Here is a 22,793-nt window from a genome sequence, read left to right as displayed (position 1 = left end):
AATAATAAGCGCCATGCGCATTACTAATATTTTTCCCCGTTTATACGCCTGATCACCCTCAGGCGTTTTTTCGTTTCATTCATTTGACACTCTCCGGACAAAGTGAACGTCAGCATTCATGTTTTGTTCATGTTCACAGCATTAATCTGAGCACATAAATTACAGAGAGGTCATGATTATGAATCGGATTATTGTAACTGCACTAGCACTGATTACCGGTTTTTTTACGTTAGTATTTAGCTTGATCATTGCGATTCCGTTGACCATCGCAGCATTAATTACCGGTAAACGTATTGAAAAGCGCGTCAAGAAAATGCAGAGAGAAATGCACGAAGAGTATGAGTTTAATACAGGTAAAGCAGATGCGATTGAAGGTGAATTTGAAGAGGTTCGCCGGTAAGTAAATAAGATTTAGATGAGTTTCTCTCCCCCGACCGCTCCTGAGAAACTTCTTGCTTTCACCCTGTCCTTAAAATGGCAGGGTGCTTTTTTGAAAAGCACAATATTGAATAAGCACCTAGCGGTTTATTGCTTTATCTTTTTGTTGTAGGAGGCTGTGTAACCAGCCTCCCATAAATCACCATCGACACCAGAGTATGGGTTGGATTCTTTCGGAGCGCCGCTTAGGCAAGCATCTTTGCCTTCCTTCTTAATTTCATCGATGTGATTTAAAACAAAGTCAAAGTGTTTAGGATCAGCCTTTTGTAGTAACCCGTACAAAAGGCCAAAGCCAAGCATCGTAAATACAAACAGTTCAAAAAACACCCAAATGCTCTTTGTTGAAAAGAATATCCAAGCAACGCTGCAAACACTGGTCAAAATTACTACTGGAGCTAAATCTACTATTCTTTGCATATTGCTCTCACCTTCTAAACGGTCATGAAGTCTCTACCCCTTTCATAGGGTAAGTAAGAGGAAAGTCCGTTTTTATCCAATAAAGCACTCTCGACTTAATATGCGACACTGTTAGTATTAACGTTAAGTGGCTATCGTTCTCATTATAACAATGCGTTGGAAAGTAGCTTTCACAGCAAATGAGAATATGAACCAAAGTAACACTATTGATAATATTAATTTTAGCAACGTTTAGCGTCAGAATTACGTAAATTGTGTAAGGGTTACTGAGAGTAGACAAAAAAGCAGCCACACGGGCTGCTTTTAGTATTTCTGTCTTGCGAGCTTGTCTATACCGTTACGACCACTCTAAGAGCCAGCAGCATGAGTACTACTCCTGACAAACGATCAATCAACACTGCCTTAGAGCGAATTCTGTCAACGACTTTAGAGCTCGATAGCACTAGGGTAATAAAGGTGTACCAAAGCCCATCCACAACAAACGGCGTGGCAACAATGATCATCTGATTACTCAAATCATTACCGAGCGCGACAAACTGACTGAATAATGCGATAAAAAACAAAGCAATTTTGGGACTTAAAATCGAGATAAAAAAGCCTTCTCGCGCAGACTGGATTACCGTTGTTTCCTCACCTGACTCCAACTTCGCAGCCACACCACCTTTTGAACGCAAAGCATTAAACCCTAAATACGCAAGATATGCCGCACCCACAAGGCTAATCGTCTTGAACAGCATCGGGCTTTGCTGCAAAACAACAGCGAGCCCAATCAAGGTAATAAACGCATATATACCAATGCCAAACGCATGAGCCCAAGCCGTAGCTAATCCATTGATACGTCCACCAGCCAACGAGTGCTTAGCGACAATAGCTAAGCTGGGACCTGGTGACATAGCCCCTAATAAACACACGGTAAAAAGTGATAACCAAACTGTTAGTGTCATAAGAATCTCCCCTCTTTGAAGCTCACTCTATCAACGGAAGAGGTATAATTAGAAATCAAAGTTATTCATACTAATCATGACTTCAAGTCATAGCTAAACGGTGTACGTATTAGCGAATGGAATATTCAGAAATTTGCATTACTGAGCGAATCTCTTCTCGCACCCATTTATGCGCAGGATCCGTGTCGTATTTGGGGTGCCACATTAACCAATATTGATGAATAGGTGTTTCGAGTGGTAATGCTTTATGGGTTAAGTCCCAATGCTTAGCGAGGTTAACGGCAATATGTTCAGGAGCCACCATCAGGTGCTCGCTTGCAACTAAGCGATTGATCGCAGCAGAGAAGAATGGAACCTTAAAGGTAACGTGGCGGGTGTGCCCTAGCTCTTTCAATGCTAAATCAGTGTAGGAATCTTTGTCTCCGCCGCCAGTCACTTTGATGTGTGAATATGAAATCAAGTCTTCAATACTGATCTGGTCCTGCTTTGCTAACGGATGAGAAGATTTCATCAAACAAACTGATGAATCCTCACCAATTTTAACGCTCGACACGCTCTGTGGTTTTTCTGGATACATAGAAGACGCGATATGGATGCCCGTCTCATGAAGTTTATCAAGAAAGTTGGGTTGCCACAGTCGGTACGCCATATCTAACTGTGGCGCTTGTTCACCCAAGTGAGAGGCAATATCGGGCAATACGTATTGCGCCACGTAGTCACTAGAAGCAATAACAAGCTCACCTTGCCACTGCCGCGGCTCAAAAGGTTGGTCATCGAGTAAATGGTCAAACTCAGCCAGTAATGCATCAAGCTTTGATTTTAACGCTATTGCTCGTGGCGTTGGTATCAGTTGATTACCTTGACGAATAAGCAGTGGGTCACCACACAGATCGCGCAATTGTGCAAGCTGTCGACTGACAGCTGACTGCGTAATGTGCAAACGGTCTGCGGTCCGGCTGACATGACACTCCTCTAAAAGTACATGCAAGGATCTAAGTAGATTCAAATTAATGTTGTTTAACATATTCGCTCAGAAGGGTTTTCAACATGGCATCCATTCATGGTCACTTCACAAACAGGTTCCCAGTCGTGTTAAAGAATTCAGCTAAGACGGTATGAGTCATCAGGTTTCGAAGCTCTGGATATCGTTGAATTTGATCTCTGATTTCGTTCAAGCGAGCCATCGTAGGCACTTCGACAAAAACCATCATGTCCGTCTCACCGCTGATCGCATGACACCATTTTACGCCATCAATTTTGTATAACTCGTCCGCGTATGATTCGCAATAATACGTAGAGGTTGATTTATCGAACTTTAAGGCAAAATAGGCGCAAATCGAATCCCCACCCGAAGGCGCAATTTCAGCGTGATACCCTAGAATCACTTTGTCATGCTCTAGCTTACGAATACGGGCCGTTACCGCAGAACGAGAAAGGTTTACTTTATCCGCAATTTCAGTCACCGACAGCCGAGCGTTGTGCCTGAGCAGATCCACAATCTTATGATCAAACTTGTCCATACCGTTACCAAGCTTTCCTTATTTTTCTCATTCTATACCGATTCTAACTGCATAAGAAACCAACATTTTGTTGGAATTATTTAAAACAACCGTCATATTGACGGTTTAGTAAATCATTTTGTTATTAACATTTTGGATATGCTATTTGGCGGGCATGAGATGAGTGCTGTTATCCATTTCAACAGAAAATAGATAACACATTGAAATCAAATTCCCAACTTAAGTACTCAGCACATAAATAGCATCGCTTAAACACATAAAACGAAATAACCAGAAGCCACAAGCTTTTTCGTAATAAGCCTCATAACATTGGATGAATCAATTCGCATGGAAGAGCTCAAAAAAGACATTTCACTCACATCAGGTATCGCACAGTTATCCACCACATTAATGGGAACTGGGCTGTTTATGATCCCGGCTATCGCAGCAGGTATAGCTGGCCATTTTTCACTATGGGCTTGGATTTTATTGTTCATCGCGATTTGTCCTATTGCGCTGACTTTTGCTCAACTGGGTAAACGATACCCCAACGCGGGCGGAACAGCCTTTTTTGTACGCAAAGCCTTTAACGCCAAACTGGAAAGTAGTGTCGCTTGGCTATTTGTTAGTGTCATTCCGGTAGGGGTTCCGGCCGCGATTGCACTCGCCGCAGGCTTCCTACAACAAATATTGCCAGAGCCTATTAGCAACAATCTGTTTGCACAAGTTCTCACGGTAGTACTTCTTGTGTTCGTCAACTTGATGGGCACAAAATCATCAGGTCATTTACAAACTCTTATTGCTTTGAGTGTCTTCGCACTTGTTGGCGCATTTTTATGGAAAGGCGACGTTAACAACGCCGATCTTGTGATGCCCGCCATCACACAAGAGTCAATTTGGCCTATTACCGCAGCGTTAGGCGTGATGTTCTGGTGTTTTGTTGGCATAGAGGCTTTTGCCCATATGGGGGAAGAGTTCAAAAACCCTCAAAGAGATTTCCCTATTGCCATTGTGGTCGGTTGTTTTGTAGCAGGGGCTACCTATTGGGCATGCTCTGTCGTTATTTTAAAATTTGGCGCGTATGGTAACGCTCAATTTGATAACGCATCCATCCCCTGGCTTAGTGCCCAACTACTAGGCGATGGAGCCAAATGGATAATCAGCTTGATAGGTTTCTCCGCTTGTTTCGCGAGCGTTAACTTATACACACAGAGCCTAGCGCGAATGGTCTGGGCTCAAGCTCGTGAACATCGTCCTTCTAGTCCACTAGCCAAGATTTCACGTCGTGGTGTCCCTTTCTCAGCCACCATATTAGTTGGCGGCATATTATTGATATCTTGTGTGATAGGAACCCTATCACAGCTCGATCTGGAGTTTTTCCTAAAACTCGCAAACAGTGTATTCGTTCTGGTTTACATGTTGGCGATGTTAGCCGCTTTCAAATTGCTTCGAGGATTTGGTAAAACACTTGCGGGACTGTCCCTACTGCTTTGTACCGGTGTTTTTATATGTTTAGGCTGGTCAATGTTTTATGCACTTGGCATTTTTACTCTACTTTTACTGCCTTGGAAACAGTGGCGACATAAGCGACAAACACGTGTAGTTGAATAGTCATCGCTTCCCATTTCGAAATATGTGAGCTAAACGTTGGATACCAGCGTCTATGTTCTCTAACGCGATATTGCCGTAACCAAGCACGGCACCATGCCAGTGACGTGCTTGAAAATCTGGGTGTTCATAATAGCTCAAAGGTCGCAAGATGATCCCTTCATGCTCTGCTAGTTTCGTAAAACGCTGCTCATCCATACCGTCTTGCCATTTCAACGTAATATGAAGCCCCGCCGCTTGGCTAACGACGCAAACACGGTCGCCAAAATGCTGTTGAATGGATAAATGCATCTGTTCATGCTTAGTTTTGTACAGTCGACGCATTTTTCGAATATGACGTAATAACCCACCTTCAGTAATAAAATCTGCCAATGCTTCTTGTGTATGCGTCGGCGAATCACCACTTAACGCGTCCTTAACCACTAAGCATTGCTCTACTAAACGTTCAGGAACTACAAGGTAGCCAAGCCGCAATCCGTTAAACATCACTTTACTGAAGGAACCCACATACAACACGCGATCATCTCGACCCATTTGAGCTGCTAGCCCCTGTAAACTGGTATAGGGACGATGAGCAAACTGAAATTCGCTGTCATAATCGTCCTCGATGATCCAACTTGATTGTTCGACCGCCCAGTTGATGATCTTTCCTCTTTGCTCGGTATTGAGTGTGGTGCCCATCGGATATTGATTACTTGGTGTAATATACAGCGCATCGGCATCGCTTGAGGTCACCGCTTCCACATCAAAACCTAATTTCTCTCTTACGAACAAAGGCTCAAATTGATAGTTTTGGAACTGAATCAACTTCCGCATTTGCGCGTAACCTGGTTGCTCCATCAGAACCTTATCACCTTGTTTGAGCACTACCATCGTCGCAATTGACAACGCTTGCTGCGCCCCAGAGGTAATAATAATGCGCTCTGGAGAACAATTCACTGAACGGCTAGATGCAAGGTAGTCAGCTAAAGCACAGCGTAATGTCCAACTGCCCTGAATATCTTGATTCCCCAACAAGCAAGTACGAGACATATGGCGAGTGAGTAACTTTTGCCATTGCGCCATCGGAAATGCGTCCAAATCCGGCACACCCGGTGCAAATGCGCGGTTGATATCAAAGTGAGCTTTCGGTGATGAGTCTCTCTGAACTGAACTAGGTTCAGGCAAGTACTGCTCTGGCAGTTCTACGGCAACATAAAAACCAGAACCTTTTTGGCTGTTCAAGTACCCTTCCGCCACTAACTGTTCGTAGGCAGAAATCACGGTATTCCTACTTAGATTAAGCTCTTGTGAAAGCTTCCGCGTAGAAGGCAGCTTCCCATTCTTCATCCACAGTCCTTGAACAATTTTCTTGCGAATAGCAAAAAACAACGCTTGCTGACGCGTTCCATCACTGTCTTTTAAATGCAGGTCACCGATATCAATCAAAGACAAACTGGATCCATCCATTAGTTAAAAGTGGCTCTCTTTAAGCTACCAGTTAAACGCTACATTGCAATCAAAGAATGAGGATCAATCGCTCGTAATCGTGAGCAAACAAGGAGAGAAAATGCTATCCAACACCAATAGAACGGAAATTAAGAAAGGCGCACATAAAGCCGTCTCTGATGTTAGCAAACTGCACGCCATCATAGATGAAAGCCTAATCGCTCATATTGCGATAACCAACGAGTCAGGCCCTGTGGTCATCCCTATGCTGGCATGGCGTGTCGATGATTACGTGTATATCCATGGTGCCAACAACAGTCGACTGTTACGCTCACTCAAACAAGGAGTGCAAACGTGCTTAACCTTTACTTTGTTTGATGGTTGGGTATTGGCTCGAAGTGCGTTTCACCACAGTGCGCATTATCGCAGTGCTGTGGTCTTTGGCCAGTTTGAGGTGGTGGAAGATAACCAAGAGAAAGACAGGTTGCTGAATCACTTTATTGAACAGATCGCTCCGGGGAGAACAGAACAAGTCCGTTTGAGTAATGAAAAAGAACTCAAAGCCACCATGCTACTGCGTATCCCGCTCACGGAGGCATCAGTGAAAATCAGCAATTTTGGCGTCAACGACGATGCGGAAGACATGGACATCCCTGTTTGGGCAGGTGTCCTACCCTACCGAACCGTCGTAGGTCCACTGCAAGCTTGTGACGATTTGTATGAAGGTATCGCAGAGCCAGACTACCGCAGTGCCTACTCTAACCGTTGGCAGGAATAAGCACCGTAAAACGTGCGCCGCCTAAGTGACTCTCGCCGACAGAAAGCTCCCACCCCAGTTGCCGCGCTGCACTGGTAGCGATGGCAAGCCCTAAACCAAAGCCTTTCATGTCGGCGTTGCGGCTTTTGTCTAAGCGCGAAAATGGCATAAATACTTCTTCTCGCATCGCCTCAGGGATGCCCGGACCATCGTCCTCAATATCGATGCTCCAGCAATCCGCTACCGTTCGAATCGTCACCTCAACGCAGGACTCACCATAACGCTTGGCGTTTTGCAGTAAATTATCGAGGACAAGGTTACCCAAAGTAGGCTGAAAGTGAATCAATTGGTTCGCGAGTTTATTTTCTGCTCTCAACATGGCGGACTCTAAGCCTAGGTAATTCATGCGGCTTTTACACCAAAGTGGCAGTTCCATGGTTTCAACAGAATCGATCCATGAGTGGTTTTTCACACTCAAGCGAGACAGCATGACAATGTCGGACGTTAAATCCGTCACGACATCAACGTATCGTTCAATATCGTCATGTAACTCTGCCTGCATTTCACCACTCGTGCGTCGAGCTAAATCCGTCGCTAGCTGAATACGACTCAGCGGAGTGCGCACTTCATGAGGAATAGCTTGAGTAAAGATGTGTGTTTGGCGCACTCGTCTCTCAATCTCTTCAGACATGCAGTTGAAGCCTTGGGCGAGCTCTTTCACGGGTTGCGAAAATTGCTTTAGCTCGACTCGCGTATTCAACTCACCAGAACCAAATTGTTGTTGCGCAGCCGTTAGTTGCCGAATTTGGCGGTCAAGACGTCGTACAGGTATGTAAACCATAATGCCTAAACTGCATACAACAACCAAAAGTAGAGTAAGTATAAATACAATCTCAGAATCTTCATTCCAATCAACGTGTGGGCTAAAGAAATCCGTTTTTTCTTTGAAAACTAAACTCTTCGAAGTGTTAGGCAAAGGGAATACCGCAGCATAGGTACTGCCATCAATAAGATAAACAGGTATCCCTTGCATACGGTACAGCAGATTACAATCTCGACAAGGCGGTGATCCGTCCCAGTTTTCAACCAATGTTAAATCAAAGATAAAGAAATCTTGCTTGCCGTTTTCGGTTAACTTCTTGTAGAGAGAATCCGGAGTGCCTCGTTGCTCAATGTATTGATCGACAAAATAAGCACCGTCACTCAAAAAAACACCGACTTCTGTTTTGCGCATGTACTCTTCCCCCATAAAGAGAAACAAAGCAACAGTCAGCGCAAGGCCAGTTACTAACCCCACATATAGACGAGTAAACAGGGAAAACATGCGTCATTTACCTGTCAGCATGTAGCCGTGGTGACGTATGGTTTTAATGGTAGCCGTATGGATATGAGCCTTAGAGAATTTCTTCCTTAGTGAGGATATACGCATATCAATCGAACGATCAGTAATACAGTATTCAATGCCTCGGGCAAGACGGCAACATGATTCACGAGATACTGGCTTATCGACATTCAGCATCAGGAGCTCTAAAATTTCAAACTCAGAACTCGTTAAACCAATATCTTTTTGCAAATAAAATGCTTGGGAGCGACGAAGACAAAGACTAATGCCATATCGGCTCAGCTTTTCTTCTTCAACGATATCAACTTGACGACAATAGCGACGCAACGCTGCTTCAATACGGGCGAGCAAAATATTACCTTTTATCGGTTTGGTAAGGTAATCATCAGCACCGAACTTAAATAAGCTCACCTCGCTCATTTCATCATCGGTCGCAGTCAAAACAATGATAATACCATGATAAAACTTACGCGCCTCTTGGCATATTTCTGCGCCATTTTTTCCTGGTAACATCAAATCTAACAGCACTAGGTCCGGCTTGAGCCCCTTAATCGTTTCTAATGCATTTTGACCGTTATCGATGACAGTTACCGTATATCCTTCGGCTTCGAGGTACATTTTGGTTAATCGAGCAATCTCTGAGTCGTCTTCTACCAGTAAGATTGTATTACCCACCATGAATCATTTACTCCACCAATATGATGGAGGGAGTATATCGCTCGTCCTATACTGCGCAACCTACTTAAATGATAATTTTAGTAAATTACCACCTTCTAAAGAAGGTGGCTTTGTATGAGCCCCCTAAAAGGGGGCCTTTGTTTCGTCCAGCGCCAATTGCTGCTGCTCTACTCGCTCTTGCTTCTCTTGATGTCTTACATATCGGCGTATTATTTCTTCATTGATTCCAACACTATCGACAAAATAGCCTCTTTGCCAAAAGTGATTACCCCAAAGCCTGTTCTTCCTAAGGTGAGGAAACTTGATTGTATCTACTCATGTTATTTGTCCTCTTCGAATTCTGGAAAAATCAAAGATGCATTTAGCATGAGTAGATTTACAGGCAAAGCCGAAGCGGATGATAACCACCTACTGAAGTAGGTGGTTTAGGGCTGAAAATAAAACGCAGGCTTACATACGCTTACAAACCATACATATACGATAATCCTAATCATTCTATACCCCTAAAACCATGCAATAACCTGAGGTTTTATTCATTATCAGAATATAGCTTCACATAGAAAATAAAATTCGGAATAAAAATCCACTATATTTTTTAAATATATCGAATAATAGGTCTTACCAAAAAACAATATCAACATATATGACTTAGTTTGCTTATATAGACAGGACTTTATGTTGCTTCTAAGTTTCCTGCTCTAATAAAGTCTACGAGTAACATGAAATGAGATATTCCAAATTAACACCTTTAGCCATATTTTGCGCGATAAGTCTAACTGCTTGTGGCGGCAGTGAATCTAATTCGAAACCATCGACAACGACACCTCCAACACCACCAATGCCAACATTGAGCACTGTCACAATCCCAACTGTCGTTTCTACAGAGTTTCCGGCCAAGTTAAAAGTGGCTGCTGATTCGGGCTTCACCCACTATGTGAAAATCTCCCTTTCCGAAGCAAACAACAACGATACATTTCACATTGTGGCTGTTGATGACGGTGCGAATAATGAAAAAATCTTTCGTGCAGCCAAAATCATCCAACACCTTCTCACAAACCAACCAGACTCTAAGTACGGTGCTGACAAGTCTCGTATCGCTAAGACATTAGCCGAGCGTGATGCCACACTAATGCTGACCGAAAACGACGAACAGAATGATGAGATGTTAACCAAAATCTTTATCAACGAACTGATTCGCCAAGGCAAATTGAACGATGCAGTTACAAGCTCGGGCTTAGCACACTCTTTTGATACTAGTTCTCTAGAAAAGTTTGTTGTAAGCATGATGGTACTTAACGAAGATGATATGGATACACTTGTCACATCTATCGCGTCAACATTAGTAACTAGTAAAGAAACACCAAACTGGCTAAGGAATAGCCAATCTTTAATGTATCGAGAACTGACAGTTGAAGGCGATTGCCATTACATGAGTAATTTTGCCGATTACTGCGCCAATCTTGGTAAAAAAGCCGAACGAGACGCCGCTTTTGAAGAAATTTTACACTTGGTCCAAGCGCAAGGTATTGCACCTAACACGGCGACTGCGGCACTGCAAAATGACATTCAAGCTCATGCGTTAAGCATCTATAACGATATTCAATCGGGCAAACCGACGGTGTGGCGCCCTACTCAGTATGACTGGGACGATTGGAAATCGGACGACTTCGATCCTGAAAGTGTGAAACAAACGGGCCCTTCATATTCTCACGAATATTTTGCTGCCGCTTTTGAAGCTTACATGGGTGTAGCAAAAGCAAACGGACATGGTTTAGATGGCTACCAAGCGTTAACGCGTGAAGAAATGCAAACCCAAGATCCACAAGCCGTTGATTGGATCAGTGGCTTATTCCACGGATACTTGCAATATACCGCGAATATCGACTCTGCGGGCGTCAAGCTCTACACAGAAAAGACAAGTCCAGGCACAGTACCTACCTTCCGTATGGCTCCCAACAAAGACGGTTTGATAGAAGCGTACACCTACAAATCTCAGTGGCTAACAAAAGTGAAGATCATTGGCGGCGACGCGATGAATGTGATCGGTAATGATCAAAACAATACTTTTGAAGGCAACAGCAAAGACAACAGCATTTATGGTGAAGGCGGTATCAACACCTATATCGTGCCACACAAACTGGCGGAATGTACTGTTATCAAAGCAAAGAGCGTTTCTGTTGAGTGCCCGAGTACAGGCACTGACGAGTTGTACGACATTCAGAACATCCAATTCACCGACCAAACCCTAGATGTAACCAAGCTATAAACAATGAAAAACATGAAGAAACTTATTCTATTCGCTCCCTTGCTCCTTGCTGGTTGTGGTGGCCTAGCCGTCATGGATCGTACTGATGCCGTAAAAGCACAACCAGAAATGCTGATCAAAACCGACGGTGATTTTTGAGGATTCGGTGCAGATGGCCATTTTGATTTTGCTGGTAAGTACAAAGGCAAGTATTCACGCAGTGCTTCTAACTCAAGTTGGTTTAACCGTATCTCTTTCAAAGAAGGTTCAATGGGCGCAGAAGTGACTCGTATCGACAGCGGAGAAACTTGGCTTTTGAACTGCACCGGAGGCGGTATGTCGGTTAACTACATGGGCGTCGATTTTGGTGGGAATGATCCTTACACCTGTGACATTACTCAAGATGGTAAAAAAGTCGGTGAGTTTGCGATGGAGCCAAAATCGGCTCTCATCGACATCAGCTTTGAAAAAAAAGAGACAGGCGTAGTGCGTATTGGTAGCACCCACTTTAATGTAGAAACTGTACATACTAGTCCTGACGCCATGATGGCGGTAGACATTCCATTGGGTTATAGCTTTAAGGAGGGCACACAAGAAATTGCCGCAGTGCAGACGAACGGTACCATTGCGGTACAGATGCTCCCTGAACTTAGCGAACAAAAAAAGGATGTAATTGCCATCGGCGCTGTTGCAAGTGCACTAAGTTGGCGCCCTAAAAAATAGCCATTACATAAAACAACAACACACAAAAAAACAAAGCCCTCTACTTTTTTGAGGGCTTTTATTGCTTGTACTCATAGAGATAAGTGGAGCACTACTTCTCTAATCTTCCCGTATACTGCTTGGGCGTTAATCCACGATGTTTCTTAAACATACGATTGAAGCTCGCCACATTGGTGTAACCAAGGCGCGTGGCAATGTCATCAATACTCACGCGCTTACTCAACAAACCAGCTGCAATATTACTCAATACATAGCCAGAAACCGTCGAAAAATTGAGCCCTAATTTATGCAAACGACGTTGAAACTGCTGTTCAGATAAATCAAGCAGAGAAGACACGCGCTCTAACGTTGGCAATCCATAATGGCTGCTGTAGTTCACCACTTCATAAATCACTTTCAACTCATCTTCTGGGTCGGGCATATTAAGCAAATCATCCAAATCGGAAAAACTCATCGCTAGACGGTTGTCTTCTCGATGGCTCACTTGGCGAGAAGCTAGTCGGTCATCTCCCGGGATCCATATCTCTGTTTTTGGCTGACTCCATTCCACCTCGCAGCCGAAATATTCCCGGTATCTCTCAGTATTTTTTCTCGAGCCTGAAACCTTGACACGTAAAGGCTGGTAATCTTTGCCAAGAAATTCGCGTAACACCTTAATCATAAATACCGCACAGCGGATACTATCGTGCACCTTTACTGACATTTCTATAAACGGGTTGTGGTAAGTCCATTTGATGATTTTACCCGACTGTTCGCCAGCAAAAAACGCCCCTGATTGTAGGTTGCTCACACCATAATTCACTCGCCGAATGGTACTGGCTAAATCATTGCCGGAGAATAACCAACGTCCCACTGGCCCTAGCTTTTGCAGTTCAATACCTCGGCTGAGACTCAACACCACATCCGGGTCACCACTGGCTTGTTCAACACAACGATACCATTCCGCAACGGCTTTTAGCGGGATCAGTGTCATTGGGTTACGAAACACCGATGCTGGGATCCCTAACTCATCCGAGTCCAAATTGTATTTAGATAACGCGAGGTTATGCATGTTTAGAATGCCCATCGCGCGAATAAACCGAACCGTTTTCATAACCAATCACATCAAATTTAATCCTGTAGTGATTGAATCTGTCACAAAGAAAGCCGCAAATCAAATTCAGATCACAATACGCCAACATTTTGATAGAGGAGCGTTTAATGAGTTTACTGAGTGTCCCATTTGTCGGTACAGGCGCAGATACGGCGTTACATGTTGTCGCTGCTGTCGTTTTAATCGCGAGTGTCGCGGGCGCGTGTTACGGCTTTTGGAAAATCCATGAATTACCTATCAATAAAGCACACAGCAAAGACCATCATCAGATAGGGCTCATCACTGCGCTGACCTGGATAGGGTTTGTCTGGCACTGGGTTTGGGTGCTAGCCGTGATCTTTGCATTCGTTGATATGGAAAAAGCCATCATCAATCTGCGTGATACATGGAAAAGTAAACCGCAAACAGAAGCACAGCCACAAGAGGAGGCGTAATGTTAGAAGGTTTAGCGGTTTGGGCACTCTTCATCTATTTGCTGCGTTTAATCGGCATGCCTTGGAACAAAGCGACCAAATCGTTCGCTTATCTTGGCGGTTTGGGTTGGCTGATGTTCGTATGGGTGGGTCTGATTAACTTCACACCGATGGATTTATCCGGCGGTTCAGTGGTGCAATCTCCTCATGTTCAATTGCGTCCAGATTCAACGAACGTGAAAGGCAAAGTTGACCACATTTACATCAAGCCGAATCAACAAGTTGAAAAAGGTCAGCTCATTTATGAACTTGACCCAACGCAATACGAAATTGCATTAAATCAAGCGAACGTATCCGCTGATTCTGCTCGCGTCGCACTAGCGACAGCAAAAGGCGACATCGAGATTGAAGAAGCTAACCACGAAGCGCTAGTGCAAGATCTGGAAACATCAAAGAGCCAATTAGAAGCCGCGAAAGTTGACTACAAATTGCAGAAAAAGATGCTAGATCGTTATGTTGAGCAAAACCGAGTGGTGCAAAACACCATCACGGAAAGCGACATCGACAAACAGTCGAGCACAGTAGACATGGCTCGCCACAATGTGTTGACTCTTGAGTCTCAAATCAAAAAGAAACAAGTCGATATCTCACGTGCAAAGCTGGCGATTCATAAAGCGGAGTTAGCGGTTGAAACGAAACAGGCTGAATTGCGTCAAGCGGAAGAGCAAATTGCAAAAGCACAATGGGATTTGAACAGCACCAAAGTGCATGCACCTAGTGATGGCTTTGTGACTAACTTTATCTTGCGTGAAGGCCAGCGTGTATCAGCAATGCCGCGTATCAATATGTACACCAACGAGAAGTACGTACTGATGCGAGTGAACCACCAAGCGATTCGTAACATCAAACCGGGTCAGCCAGCGGAATTCTCTTCGTCCGTTTACCCAGGTAAGATCTTCTCAGCGACCGTCGAAGGCATTGTTGAAGCAACAGGTGAGTCACAAGGTAATCTACTGGGTTTCGATGATTCCGTACGTGTCACCACTGGAAAGAACTTACAGAACAAACACCACTTTGTTCGTCTTAAGATTGATGAGCCAGAAGGCTACGACATCCCTGTTGGCTCTGTTGGCCTCGCATGGGTCAGCGGTGAAAAACCGATAGGCTTCATGGCCTTCTTAGATGTGATTCGCGGGATCATCATCCGAATGAAGTCTCAACTGTACTTCTTCTACTCTATCTAAACTCGCAAACCGCCAGTTACGCTGGCGGTTTTCTTTTCATTTGTATCCAAACATATCCTTTTCCCGTATAACAATTAGTTAGTAAATAGCGGAGAAGATTCATGTCGGCAAAGGAAAGAAGCCTACCTACACATCGCATCTCAAGATTCAGCAAGTTCGCTTCACTTGCTACCCGTGTCGCAGGCAATGTGATTGCAGAAGGCACGAAGCAGATAGCCAAAGGCAACAAACCAAAAGCGAAAGACCTCTTGCTGACGCCACAGAACATCGCGCGTTTAACCGACCAACTTGCTCACCTACGTGGCGCTGCAATGAAGCTTGGACAAATGCTATCAATGGATGCTGGTGATGTTTTAGAACCTGAACTCGCCGATATTCTTTCCCGTCTTCGTTCCAACGCAGACCCAATGCCTGCAAAACAACTCAACGCAGTAATGGAAAGTTCGCTAGGAACGAATTGGAAAGCTGAGTTTCTGTCATTTAACTTCAAACCAATCGCCAGTGCATCAATAGGACAAGTGCACCAAGCCTACAGCGATGCGGGCGATAACCTAGCCGTCAAAGTGCAATATCCGGGCATACGGAAAAGTATCGATAGCGACGTCGATAATGTCGGTACACTGCTCAAGGTCGTTGGGTTGATTCCCGAGTCTGTCGACTACAAAGGATTGCTCGAAGAAGCGAAAAAGCAGCTACATGACGAGGCCGATTACGCACGAGAGGCACAATTTGCCATTCGTTATCATGACGCTTTGAAGGAGCACCCTCATTTTGTGGTGCCCAAGATTCATACTGAAAGTTGCTCAGACTCCGTTCTCGCGATGGAATTCATTGATGGCAGTCCGATTGAGCAAATCGAACATTATGATCAGAGTACGCGAGATTTTGTCATGCACAGCCTACTCGAATTACTGTTTCGAGAGCTGTTCGAATTTAAGATGGTACAAACCGACCCAAATTTCGCCAACTACTTATATATCGAAAACACTCGTCAAATCGGCTTGCTAGATTTCGGGGCCACTCGCGAGTACAGCGAGCGGTTCAGCACTGGTTATCGCCAAGCTTTCGCATCTGTCGTTAACAATGACGAACAAGGCTTGAATAATGCGCTTGAACAAATAGGCTTCTTCAGCCAAACCATCCTTCCAGACCAACGCCAAGCGATTCTCGATCTAGTGAAAATGGCATGTGAACCTATGTTGGTCGATGAGCCCTATGATTTCAAAGTCAGCGGCTTAGCACAAAAGCTTCGCGAGGCTGGCACCATTCTAAGCATGGAGCAAGAATACTGGCATACTCCACCAGCAGATGCCCTATTTTTACACAGAAAAATCGGCGGAATGTACTTGCTGGCAGCCCGTATTGGCGCAAAAGTGAACATTCGCCAATTGGTACAGCCATATCTCACCATCAACAGCGAATAGCCTATTGTTTTTCTGTTACTTTCAAGTACCTTGAGCAAGGTTAAGATGCATAGTTGTGCATCTCAATAACATGCCATACTTCCATAAAACGAATTAACTATCGGGGTACTCGGTGAGCAAGTTTCAAGATCTCTCCACTCTAATCCAGCAAATTGGCCAAGCCGAAGAAGCGGATCAAGTCGCAACGCTCAATGAATCTATTGAAGCGGGCCTCGAGCCCGGCGCGGTTGCCCTGATTCTAGAAGCATTTCCAATCGACGATCGTGTTCGCTTATGGCGAGCTTTACCACTAGAGCTACATATCGACGTGTTAACGGAAATGCGTGCGGACGTACGTTTCTCTATCATCAATGCGTTATCTGAAGTCGAGCTAAAGCTCACTCTCGCTAAACTCGACAACTTGTCGCTCATCGAATGGGCCGATTCGTTGCCAGAGTCGATCATCAACGAAGCGCTCTCGTTGATAGAAAAAGATGAGTTGGAACTTTACGATCAAGCAAACGAGTATGCTGATGAAGAACTCGGCCACTGGGCTGAACGTAAGATCATCACCCTGCCCTTCAACATTACGATTGGGACAGCTAAGCAGTTAATGGAGCGCTATAGCTACGACACGCCTCAACAGGTGTATCTGATTAATCGTAATAAACAGTATCGTGGAACGGTCAACTACTTCGATATCTTGCGTGGTGACCCCGATACTCGCTTAAAAACACTCGTTATTGAGGCTGTGACGGTGCTAGACAGTAAAATGATGCTTCCTGAAGCGGTAGAGGCATTAGAACACAGCACACTGCCCGCTCTCCCTGTAACTGATGCAGACCAAACACTGATCGGTGAAGTCGATTGGCAGTTTGCATTGAGTACACAGCGTGAAATCTACGAAGCACGTTTGATGGCCGGTACAGGTATGGATGAAGGCGATGACTTGTTTGCGCCAGTATTAAAAAGCTCGCATAAGCGCGGTGTTTGGTTAGGCATCAATTTGCTTACTGCGATTTTGGCGTCTGTCACTATCGGACTATTTGAAGATGTAATTGCTCAGGTAGTGGCTTTGGCGGTGCTCATGCCAATTGTTGCATCCATGGGGGGCATTGCTGGCAGCCAAACGCTCACTCTAATGATTCGTGCGATGGCGCTTAATCAGATCACCCCAGGTAACCGCTTCAAGCTTTTGAAAAATGAGTTGGGTATTGGCTCTCTGAACGGCATTGCTTGGGCGTTAATCATCGGCGGGCTCGCCGGATTGTGGTTTCAATCTCCGGTTCTAGGGGGAACCATCGCGCTCGCCATTATCGTCAATATTATTACCGCAACTTTATTTGGTGTGCTGATTCCCATTATTCTGGATAAGTTTAAATTGGACCCCGCTTTGGCTGGCTCGGTGATTCTAACAACAGTGACAGATGTCGTTGGTTTTTTCGCCTTTTTAGGAACGGCGAGTTTAGTCATGCTTTAAAAGGTTCATTGTTTATTAATCAATCATTAGCATAATAGAGTCAAATTGCATAACGCAGTTGCAAATTGCAAACATACTCAAACTTTAAGCAACGCATGTCACAGAAACTACGTATTTTAGGGCATATTAAAGTTGGCACAGTAACTGCATTATATAAATCGACCCTTCTTAAGCCGAGGGTCACCTAGCCAACTGACGTTGTTAGTGAACTTGATTTTGTTCACATGTATATAAGCCAATCGCACTCTTTGCGGTTGGCTATTTTTTTATGTGGCTATTGCTCTCTCATCCTCTGACCGAGCTCGGTTGTACTTTTTTTGCCCACAACAGATTGTTTACTGTTTATAAAATTCAAATATTTGCCCACTAAACCATTAGAAATACTAGTTTCAACAAAAATAAATCACCTACACAAAATAAAACCAAGAAAGCACACCCAAGAAAAGAACAAATAACGTCCAAACCAAAAATCTCATCATGAAAACGTTTTCTTTTCATAGAAATCGACTGAACAATCCAGAGTTATAGATAAATTTAATCCATAAAAACAAATAGCAATTCAAAACATTCATTTTACATAGAAAACCTGTCTATAAATCATAAAAAATACGTAAAACCAATCTTTTCAATTTTACAAATTAAAAACTAAGCCATTGTTATTAAAGGAAAAAACAAACACAAAAAACTAAGCAAACGTTTAAATTGCAATTTTATCATTGACTATTAAATTTACATCACGATAATACGCGCCGTTTGCCTGAAAATCAGGTGCTATAATTTAATGTTTAAATGTGCGGAGGTAATAATGGCTGGAGACAATAACTACAGTCTTGGACCAGTTCCCAACACGGCCAGAAAAGGCGTGGCGTCACTAACCATGGTGATGTTAGGACTCACTTTTTTCTCCGCAAGTATGTGGACTGGGGGTTCTCTCGGTACTGGGCTCTCCTTTAATGATTTTTTCCTCGCTGTTCTCATCGGTAACCTAATCCTCGGTATTTACACTTCTTTCCTCGGTTACATCGGCGCTTCTACTGGTCTCTCTACTCACCTTCTTGCTCGTTTCTCTTTTGGTTCTAAAGGCTCTTGGCTTCCTTCTGCTCTTCTTGGCGGTACTCAAGTTGGGTGGTTTGGAGTTGGTGTCGCGATGTTTGCGATTCCGGTGCACAAAGCAACGGGCATCGATACCAATACTTTGATCCTCGTCTCCGGTTTGCTCATGACCGCGACCGTTTACTTTGGCATCTCCGCACTGATGGTGTTGTCAGCAATCGCCGTTCCTGCCATTGCACTACTTGGCGGCTACTCTGTCATCGAGGCAGTAAATAGCGTTGGTGGTATTGGCGAACTACAACAAGTTCAACCAACCGAGCCACTCGATTTTTCAATAGCTCTCGCGATGGTTGTCGGCTCTTTTGTCAGTGCTGGTACATTAACGGCGGATTTCGTACGCTTTGGTAAAAAGCCGCGCAGCGCCGTGATGATCACCATGGTGGCATTTTTCATCGGTAACTCGTTAATGTTTATCTTTGGCGCGGCAGGTGCGTCGGTGACGGGTCAATCAGACATTTCTGAAGTGATGATCGCGCAAGGTCTTCTTATTCCAGCTATCATCGTTCTTGGCTTGAACATCTGGACGACCAACGACAACGCGCTCTACGCATCGGGTCTTGGATTTTCCAACATCACAGGCTTACCAAGTAAATACATCTCAATGGCGAACGGTCTTGTTGGCACACTTTGCGCTCTCTGGCTCTACAATAACTTTGTTGGCTGGCTGACCTTCTTATCGTTGGCAATTCCACCGATTGGCGGTGTGATCATCGCTGACTTCTTCACGAACCGTAAACGCTACGCAAACTTTGAAGCCGCCCAATTCCAAAACGTTAACTGGGCTGGCATTATAGCTGTCGTGATTGGCGTTGGTGCGGGACACTTCCTGCCTGGCGTAGTGCCGATTAACGCTGTACTTGGCGGCGCAATTAGCTTCCTGATTCTTAATCCTATTCTTAACAAAAAAGCACTGGCTACACAGCCAGCGTAAGGAACCATCATGACAACACTACTGATCAAAAACGTAACGCTAAAAGGACAAGAAGGTCTGCAGCAAATTTTGATTGAAGATGGTCAATTCAAGCGCATTGAAAGCAACGATGTGGAGCTTAGTCATAACGGTGACATCATCGATGCTGAAGGCGGTATGGCGGTTGCGCCTTTCTGCGAGCCACACATTCACTTAGATACAACTCAAACCGCAGGCGAGCCTAGCTGGAACATCTCTGGCACATTGTTTGAGGGTATTGAACGTTGGGCTGAGCGCAAAGAAATGCTGTCGATTGAAGACGTGAAAGCGCGCGCAAAACAAACCTTAAAATGGCAGATAGCAAACGGCGTACAACACGTTCGTACCCACGTCGATGTTTCAGACCCTACCCTAATTGCCCTAAAAGCGATGGTAGAAGTGCGTGAAGAGATGAAAGAATGGGTAGATATCCAAATCGTCGCCTTCCCGCAGGAAGGAATTCTCTCTTACCCAAATGGCAAAGAGCTGCTAGAAGAAGCCGTCAAATTAGGTGCGGACGTGATTGGCGCGATTCCACACTTTGAATTCACACGCGAATATGGCATTGAATCGCTGCACTACGTGTTCGAATTAGCGCAAAAATACGACCGTCTGATCGACGTGCATTGTGATGAAATCGATGACGAACAATCTCGCTTCGTTGAAACACTGGCAGCATTAGCGCACAAGTTTGATATGGGGAATAAAGTCACGGCCAGTCACACCACAGCGATGGGTTCCTACAACGGTGCATACGCATCTCGCCTGTTCCGTTTATTACGCATGTCCGGTATCAACTTCGTGGCAAATCCATTGGTGAACATTCACTTACAAGGCCGTTTTGATGATTACCCAAAACGTCGCGGCGTAACACGAGTGAAAGAGATGCTGAATGCCAACATCAACGTCTGCTTTGGACACGATGATGTATTTGACCCTTGGTACCCACTAGGCACTGCAAACATGCTGCAAGTGCTGCATATGGGTCTGCACGTGTGCCAGGTGATGGGTTACGACCAAATCAACAACTCACTGGATCTGATCAGCACCAATTCAGCACGTACACTGAACATTCAAGATAAGCACGGCATTGAAGAAGGCAAACTAGGTAGTTTACTGATTCTTCCCGCAGAAAATGGTTTTGACGCAGTACGTCGCCAAGTGCCGGTTCGTTACTCTGTTCGTCACGGTAAAGTGATTGCAGAAACACAGCCTGCGACAACTCATATTCATCTTGAACAAGCAGAGCAAGTAACGTTCAAACGCTAGAAAGATCGGCGAAACGAAAAAGGCCTGACGACATCATCAGGCCTTTTTTCTACTGGTAAACATCACTGCTCGCTCTGTCTATTCTTGTCTCATAAACCACTGAACACATTGAAAGGCCATATAAAACGGCTCAGTACCAAACGTTGCACAAGGTTCTGGTGGCTGAATCTCAATTACACCATCGCACTTGGAAATTATTCTAAGCGTTGGGCATACTTCTGACTTCATTTTAGTTGTAGATATGAACCATGACGTCATTAAGCCAGATAGAACCGCAATTTTTGGAATTTATGCAGCAAGAGATGCAAGTAGATGCAGCTCATGATCTTAAACACGTAAAACGCGTGGTCAAAACAGCGAAACAGCTCTGCAAAGAAGAAAATGCAGACATCGCGATTGTATTACCGGCTGCCTATTTGCATGATTGCTTTACTTACCCGAAAGATCACCCAAATCGCAAAGAGAGCTCAATCATCGCAGCGAAAAAAGCGGTCGCATTTTTAGAGAGTATCGATTATCCGCAGCAATATCATGATGCCATTGCTCATGCGATAGAGGCACACAGCTTTAGCGCAAACATCAGGCCAAATACGTTGGAAGCCAAAATCGTCCAAGATGCCGACCGTCTGGACGCTTTAGGCGCAATTGGCGTGACGCGATGCATTCAAGTCAGCACTCAATTTAACGCGCAACTTTACAACGACAGCGATATATTTGCCGAAGAACGTGAACTTAACGATAAACAATTCACTCTGGATCACTTTCAAACCAAGTTATTCAAAATCGCTGAAACCATGAACACAGAGTCAGCAAGACGCGAAGCGCAAAAACGCAAAACCTTTATGCAAACGTACCTAGAGCAGTTACACGACGAGGTAACAGCGTAAATGTCAGAGAGCTATACGTTAATTAAAGAGCTTAAACGCCAACTAAAGTTAGCTGGGCTGCATTATGCCGATGTTGCACAACACCTTGATTTAAGTGAAGGAAGCGTCAAACGTTTACTCGCTGAAGGTCAACACATTAGTCTTGAACGCTTAGAACGCATTTGCCAATTGATTGGTTTAGAAATGGCGGAACTATTTAAGCTCGCGGCTGCGCACAATAAAGGTCTGGAGTCGCTAACGTTAGAGCAAGAAAAGCAGTTGGTTGATGATAAAGCCCTGCTACTCGTGGCAATCTGTGTTGTAAATGGCTATCAGTTTGAGCAAATCGTTCAGCAATACACCTTCAATGAGTTTGAACTGGTGCAAAAGCTTGCTCATTTGGATCGTCTGAACATCATCGACTTGCAGCCAAATAACAAAATTCGTTTGCGTATATCTCCGACATTTAAGTGGCAGATGGGCGGCCCTATTCAACGGTTCTTCCAACAGCAAGTTCAAGACGCCTTTTTCCAAAGCTACTTTTCTGGTGAAGATGAAAAGTTCTCCATGGCAACAGGACTGATGAGTGTACCAAGCAACAAGAAGCTACAACAGAAACTGCAAAAGGTCATCGATGAGTTTTATCAGGCTTGCCAAAGTGATAGCTCTCTCGATATGGACGAAAAACACGGCACCTCTCTGATTATTGCGATGCGTCGCTGGACGTTCCCTTTATTTGAACCATGGGAAAGAAAACTCACCAATAAGTCTCGCAATTAGTAACTCAATAAACAAATGGAAATAAAAGTAACGAATTTCGTTACTTTTGGTGGCATACAACGTCACTTGAAAGAGAAAGCTGGTTTAATCGTTCATTGAGCATA

General features: G+C 44.4%; 20 protein-coding genes and 2 pseudogenes. 13 read left to right on the top strand and 9 right to left on the bottom strand.

Annotated elements, in window-relative coordinates; genetic code table 11:
* Window positions 1–178 precede the first annotated feature (178 nt).
* Window positions 179–400: a hypothetical protein gene (locus R7Z78_RS08225; protein WP_005373607.1), complete on the top strand. Its 222-nt coding sequence runs from the start codon at window positions 179–181 to the stop codon at window positions 398–400.
* 125 nt (window positions 401–525) lie between these two features.
* Here the strand turns inward: R7Z78_RS08225 and R7Z78_RS08220 are convergent, their stop codons facing one another.
* The 4 genes from R7Z78_RS08220 to R7Z78_RS08205 form a co-directional block, all read right to left on the bottom strand.
* Window positions 526–855, bottom strand: a complete 330-nt coding sequence (locus R7Z78_RS08220) for a hypothetical protein (protein ID WP_005373609.1) — start codon at window positions 853–855, stop codon at window positions 526–528.
* Window positions 856–1,184: 329 nt separating this feature from the next.
* Window positions 1,185–1,799 carry a LysE family translocator gene (locus tag R7Z78_RS08215; protein WP_005373611.1) on the bottom strand — a complete coding sequence of 205 codons (615 nt, stop codon included), beginning with the start codon at window positions 1,797–1,799 and terminating at the stop codon, window positions 1,185–1,187.
* 109 nt (window positions 1,800–1,908) lie between these two features.
* Window positions 1,909–2,823 carry a LysR family transcriptional regulator gene (locus R7Z78_RS08210; protein ID WP_017819875.1) on the bottom strand — a complete coding sequence of 305 codons (915 nt, stop codon included), beginning with the start codon at window positions 2,821–2,823 and terminating at the stop codon, window positions 1,909–1,911.
* 40 nt (window positions 2,824–2,863) lie between these two features.
* The gene (locus R7Z78_RS08205) at window positions 2,864–3,319 is read right to left on the bottom strand and encodes an Lrp/AsnC family transcriptional regulator (RefSeq protein ID WP_005373615.1); all 456 of its coding nucleotides are present in this window, start codon (window positions 3,317–3,319) and stop codon (window positions 2,864–2,866) included.
* Window positions 3,320–3,646: 327 nt separating this feature from the next.
* Between R7Z78_RS08205 and yjeH the strand changes: the two genes are divergently transcribed.
* The gene (gene yjeH, locus R7Z78_RS08200; protein WP_005373616.1) at window positions 3,647–4,909 is read left to right on the top strand and encodes an L-methionine/branched-chain amino acid transporter; all 1,263 of its coding nucleotides are present in this window, start codon (window positions 3,647–3,649) and stop codon (window positions 4,907–4,909) included.
* Here yjeH and R7Z78_RS08195 read toward each other — a convergent pair whose 3' ends face one another.
* Entirely contained in the window at window positions 4,910–6,355 is a 1,446-nt protein-coding gene (locus R7Z78_RS08195; protein WP_104976236.1) for a PLP-dependent aminotransferase family protein, read from the bottom strand.
* 100 nt (window positions 6,356–6,455) lie between these two features.
* Between R7Z78_RS08195 and R7Z78_RS08190 the strand changes: the two genes are divergently transcribed.
* On the top strand, window positions 6,456–7,112 hold the full coding sequence (locus tag R7Z78_RS08190; protein WP_005385609.1) for a pyridoxamine 5'-phosphate oxidase family protein: 657 nt from the start codon (window positions 6,456–6,458) through the stop codon (window positions 7,110–7,112).
* On the opposite strand, the gene R7Z78_RS08185 is transcribed toward R7Z78_RS08190, so the two are convergent.
* From R7Z78_RS08185 to R7Z78_RS08175, 3 genes and pseudogenes are all read right to left on the bottom strand, one after another.
* Window positions 7,093–8,415 (bottom strand): ATP-binding protein, encoded by a 1,323-nt coding sequence (locus R7Z78_RS08185; RefSeq protein ID WP_005373622.1) that lies wholly within the window; start codon window positions 8,413–8,415, stop codon window positions 7,093–7,095. The genes R7Z78_RS08190 and R7Z78_RS08185 overlap by 20 nt on opposite strands.
* Window positions 8,416–8,418: 3 nt before the next feature.
* Window positions 8,419–9,111 carry a response regulator transcription factor gene (locus R7Z78_RS08180; protein ID WP_005373624.1) on the bottom strand — a complete coding sequence of 231 codons (693 nt, stop codon included), beginning with the start codon at window positions 9,109–9,111 and terminating at the stop codon, window positions 8,419–8,421.
* Between the two features lie 123 nt (window positions 9,112–9,234).
* Window positions 9,235–9,414, bottom strand: a pseudogene (locus tag R7Z78_RS08175) (transposase); the annotation flags it as partial.
* 421 nt (window positions 9,415–9,835) lie between these two features.
* On the opposite strand from R7Z78_RS08175, the gene R7Z78_RS08170 reads away from it, so the two are divergent.
* Entirely contained in the window at window positions 9,836–11,377 is a 1,542-nt protein-coding gene (locus tag R7Z78_RS08170; protein WP_031777160.1) for a hypothetical protein, read from the top strand.
* Between the two features lie 12 nt (window positions 11,378–11,389).
* Window positions 11,390–12,079: pseudogene (locus R7Z78_RS08165) on the top strand (hypothetical protein).
* A 91-nt stretch (window positions 12,080–12,170) separates the two neighbouring features.
* On the opposite strand, the gene R7Z78_RS08160 reads toward R7Z78_RS08165, so the two are convergent.
* Entirely contained in the window at window positions 12,171–13,172 is a 1,002-nt protein-coding gene (locus R7Z78_RS08160; RefSeq protein ID WP_104976237.1) for an AraC family transcriptional regulator, read from the bottom strand.
* Between the two features lie 107 nt (window positions 13,173–13,279).
* Here R7Z78_RS08160 and R7Z78_RS08155 point away from each other — a divergent pair, with 107 nt between their 5' ends.
* The 8 genes from R7Z78_RS08155 to R7Z78_RS08120 all read left to right on the top strand — a co-directional run bounded on the left by R7Z78_RS08155 (window position 13,280) and on the right by R7Z78_RS08120 (window position 22,689).
* Complete coding sequence (locus R7Z78_RS08155) at window positions 13,280–13,606, top strand: MFS transporter (RefSeq protein ID WP_005442452.1); 327 nt, start codon at window positions 13,280–13,282, stop codon at window positions 13,604–13,606.
* Window positions 13,606–14,829, top strand: coding sequence for an HlyD family secretion protein (locus R7Z78_RS08150; protein WP_104976238.1), 1,224 nt, complete (start codon window positions 13,606–13,608; stop codon window positions 14,827–14,829). The genes R7Z78_RS08155 and R7Z78_RS08150 overlap by 1 nt, the downstream gene beginning before the upstream one ends.
* Window positions 14,830–14,930: 101 nt before the next feature.
* Window positions 14,931–16,253, top strand: a complete 1,323-nt coding sequence (locus R7Z78_RS08145; protein WP_104976239.1) for an ABC1 kinase family protein — start codon at window positions 14,931–14,933, stop codon at window positions 16,251–16,253.
* A gap of 112 nt (window positions 16,254–16,365) precedes the next feature.
* Window positions 16,366–17,712 (top strand): magnesium transporter, encoded by a 1,347-nt coding sequence (locus R7Z78_RS08140; RefSeq protein ID WP_104976240.1) that lies wholly within the window; start codon window positions 16,366–16,368, stop codon window positions 17,710–17,712.
* Between the two features lie 805 nt (window positions 17,713–18,517).
* Complete coding sequence (codB, locus tag R7Z78_RS08135) at window positions 18,518–19,756, top strand: cytosine permease (RefSeq protein ID WP_047101164.1); 1,239 nt, start codon at window positions 18,518–18,520, stop codon at window positions 19,754–19,756.
* Between the two features lie 9 nt (window positions 19,757–19,765).
* Window positions 19,766–21,043: a cytosine deaminase gene (locus R7Z78_RS08130; protein ID WP_104976241.1), complete on the top strand. Its 1,278-nt coding sequence runs from the start codon at window positions 19,766–19,768 to the stop codon at window positions 21,041–21,043.
* A gap of 248 nt (window positions 21,044–21,291) precedes the next feature.
* Window positions 21,292–21,930, top strand: a complete 639-nt coding sequence (locus R7Z78_RS08125; protein ID WP_017819864.1) for an HD domain-containing protein — start codon at window positions 21,292–21,294, stop codon at window positions 21,928–21,930.
* Window positions 21,931–22,689, top strand: a complete 759-nt coding sequence (locus tag R7Z78_RS08120; RefSeq protein ID WP_104976242.1) for a helix-turn-helix domain-containing protein — start codon at window positions 21,931–21,933, stop codon at window positions 22,687–22,689.
* The last annotated feature ends 104 nt before the right edge of the window (window positions 22,690–22,793 follow it).

The sequence above is a fragment of the Vibrio sp. 1167 genome, from assembly GCF_033340375.1.
In the GTDB taxonomy this organism is placed as follows: Bacteria; Pseudomonadota; Gammaproteobacteria; order Enterobacterales; family Vibrionaceae; genus Vibrio; species Vibrio alginolyticus.
This window is presented reverse-complemented; position numbering and strand designations above follow the sequence as displayed.

Bases quoted from the DNA above. Each gene is read 5' to 3' on its own strand.
- codB (WP_047101164.1), top strand. From the start codon at position 18,518: ATGGCTGGAGACAATAACTACAGTCTTGGACCAGTTCCCAACACGGCC.
- R7Z78_RS08190 (WP_005385609.1), top strand. From the start codon at position 6,456: ATGCTATCCAACACCAATAGAACGGAAATTAAGAAAGGCGCACATAAA.
- R7Z78_RS08170 (WP_031777160.1), top strand. From the start codon at position 9,836: ATGAGATATTCCAAATTAACACCTTTAGCCATATTTTGCGCGATAAGT.
- R7Z78_RS08210 (WP_017819875.1), bottom strand. From the start codon at position 2,823: ATGTTAAACAACATTAATTTGAATCTACTTAGATCCTTGCATGTACTT.
- R7Z78_RS08215 (WP_005373611.1), bottom strand. From the start codon at position 1,799: ATGACACTAACAGTTTGGTTATCACTTTTTACCGTGTGTTTATTAGGG.
- R7Z78_RS08220 (WP_005373609.1), bottom strand. From the start codon at position 855: ATGCAAAGAATAGTAGATTTAGCTCCAGTAGTAATTTTGACCAGTGTT.
- R7Z78_RS08195 (WP_104976236.1), bottom strand. From the start codon at position 6,355: ATGGATGGATCCAGTTTGTCTTTGATTGATATCGGTGACCTGCATTTA.
- R7Z78_RS08145 (WP_104976239.1), top strand. From the start codon at position 14,931: ATGTCGGCAAAGGAAAGAAGCCTACCTACACATCGCATCTCAAGATTC.
- R7Z78_RS08180 (WP_005373624.1), bottom strand. From the start codon at position 9,111: ATGGTGGGTAATACAATCTTACTGGTAGAAGACGACTCAGAGATTGCT.
- yjeH (WP_005373616.1), top strand. From the start codon at position 3,647: ATGGAAGAGCTCAAAAAAGACATTTCACTCACATCAGGTATCGCACAG.
- R7Z78_RS08150 (WP_104976238.1), top strand. From the start codon at position 13,606: ATGTTAGAAGGTTTAGCGGTTTGGGCACTCTTCATCTATTTGCTGCGT.
- R7Z78_RS08205 (WP_005373615.1), bottom strand. From the start codon at position 3,319: ATGGACAAGTTTGATCATAAGATTGTGGATCTGCTCAGGCACAACGCT.
- R7Z78_RS08225 (WP_005373607.1), top strand. From the start codon at position 179: ATGAATCGGATTATTGTAACTGCACTAGCACTGATTACCGGTTTTTTT.
- R7Z78_RS08130 (WP_104976241.1), top strand. From the start codon at position 19,766: ATGACAACACTACTGATCAAAAACGTAACGCTAAAAGGACAAGAAGGT.
- R7Z78_RS08125 (WP_017819864.1), top strand. From the start codon at position 21,292: ATGACGTCATTAAGCCAGATAGAACCGCAATTTTTGGAATTTATGCAG.
- R7Z78_RS08185 (WP_005373622.1), bottom strand. From the start codon at position 8,415: ATGTTTTCCCTGTTTACTCGTCTATATGTGGGGTTAGTAACTGGCCTT.
- R7Z78_RS08120 (WP_104976242.1), top strand. From the start codon at position 21,931: ATGTCAGAGAGCTATACGTTAATTAAAGAGCTTAAACGCCAACTAAAG.
- R7Z78_RS08155 (WP_005442452.1), top strand. From the start codon at position 13,280: ATGAGTTTACTGAGTGTCCCATTTGTCGGTACAGGCGCAGATACGGCG.
- R7Z78_RS08160 (WP_104976237.1), bottom strand. From the start codon at position 13,172: ATGAAAACGGTTCGGTTTATTCGCGCGATGGGCATTCTAAACATGCAT.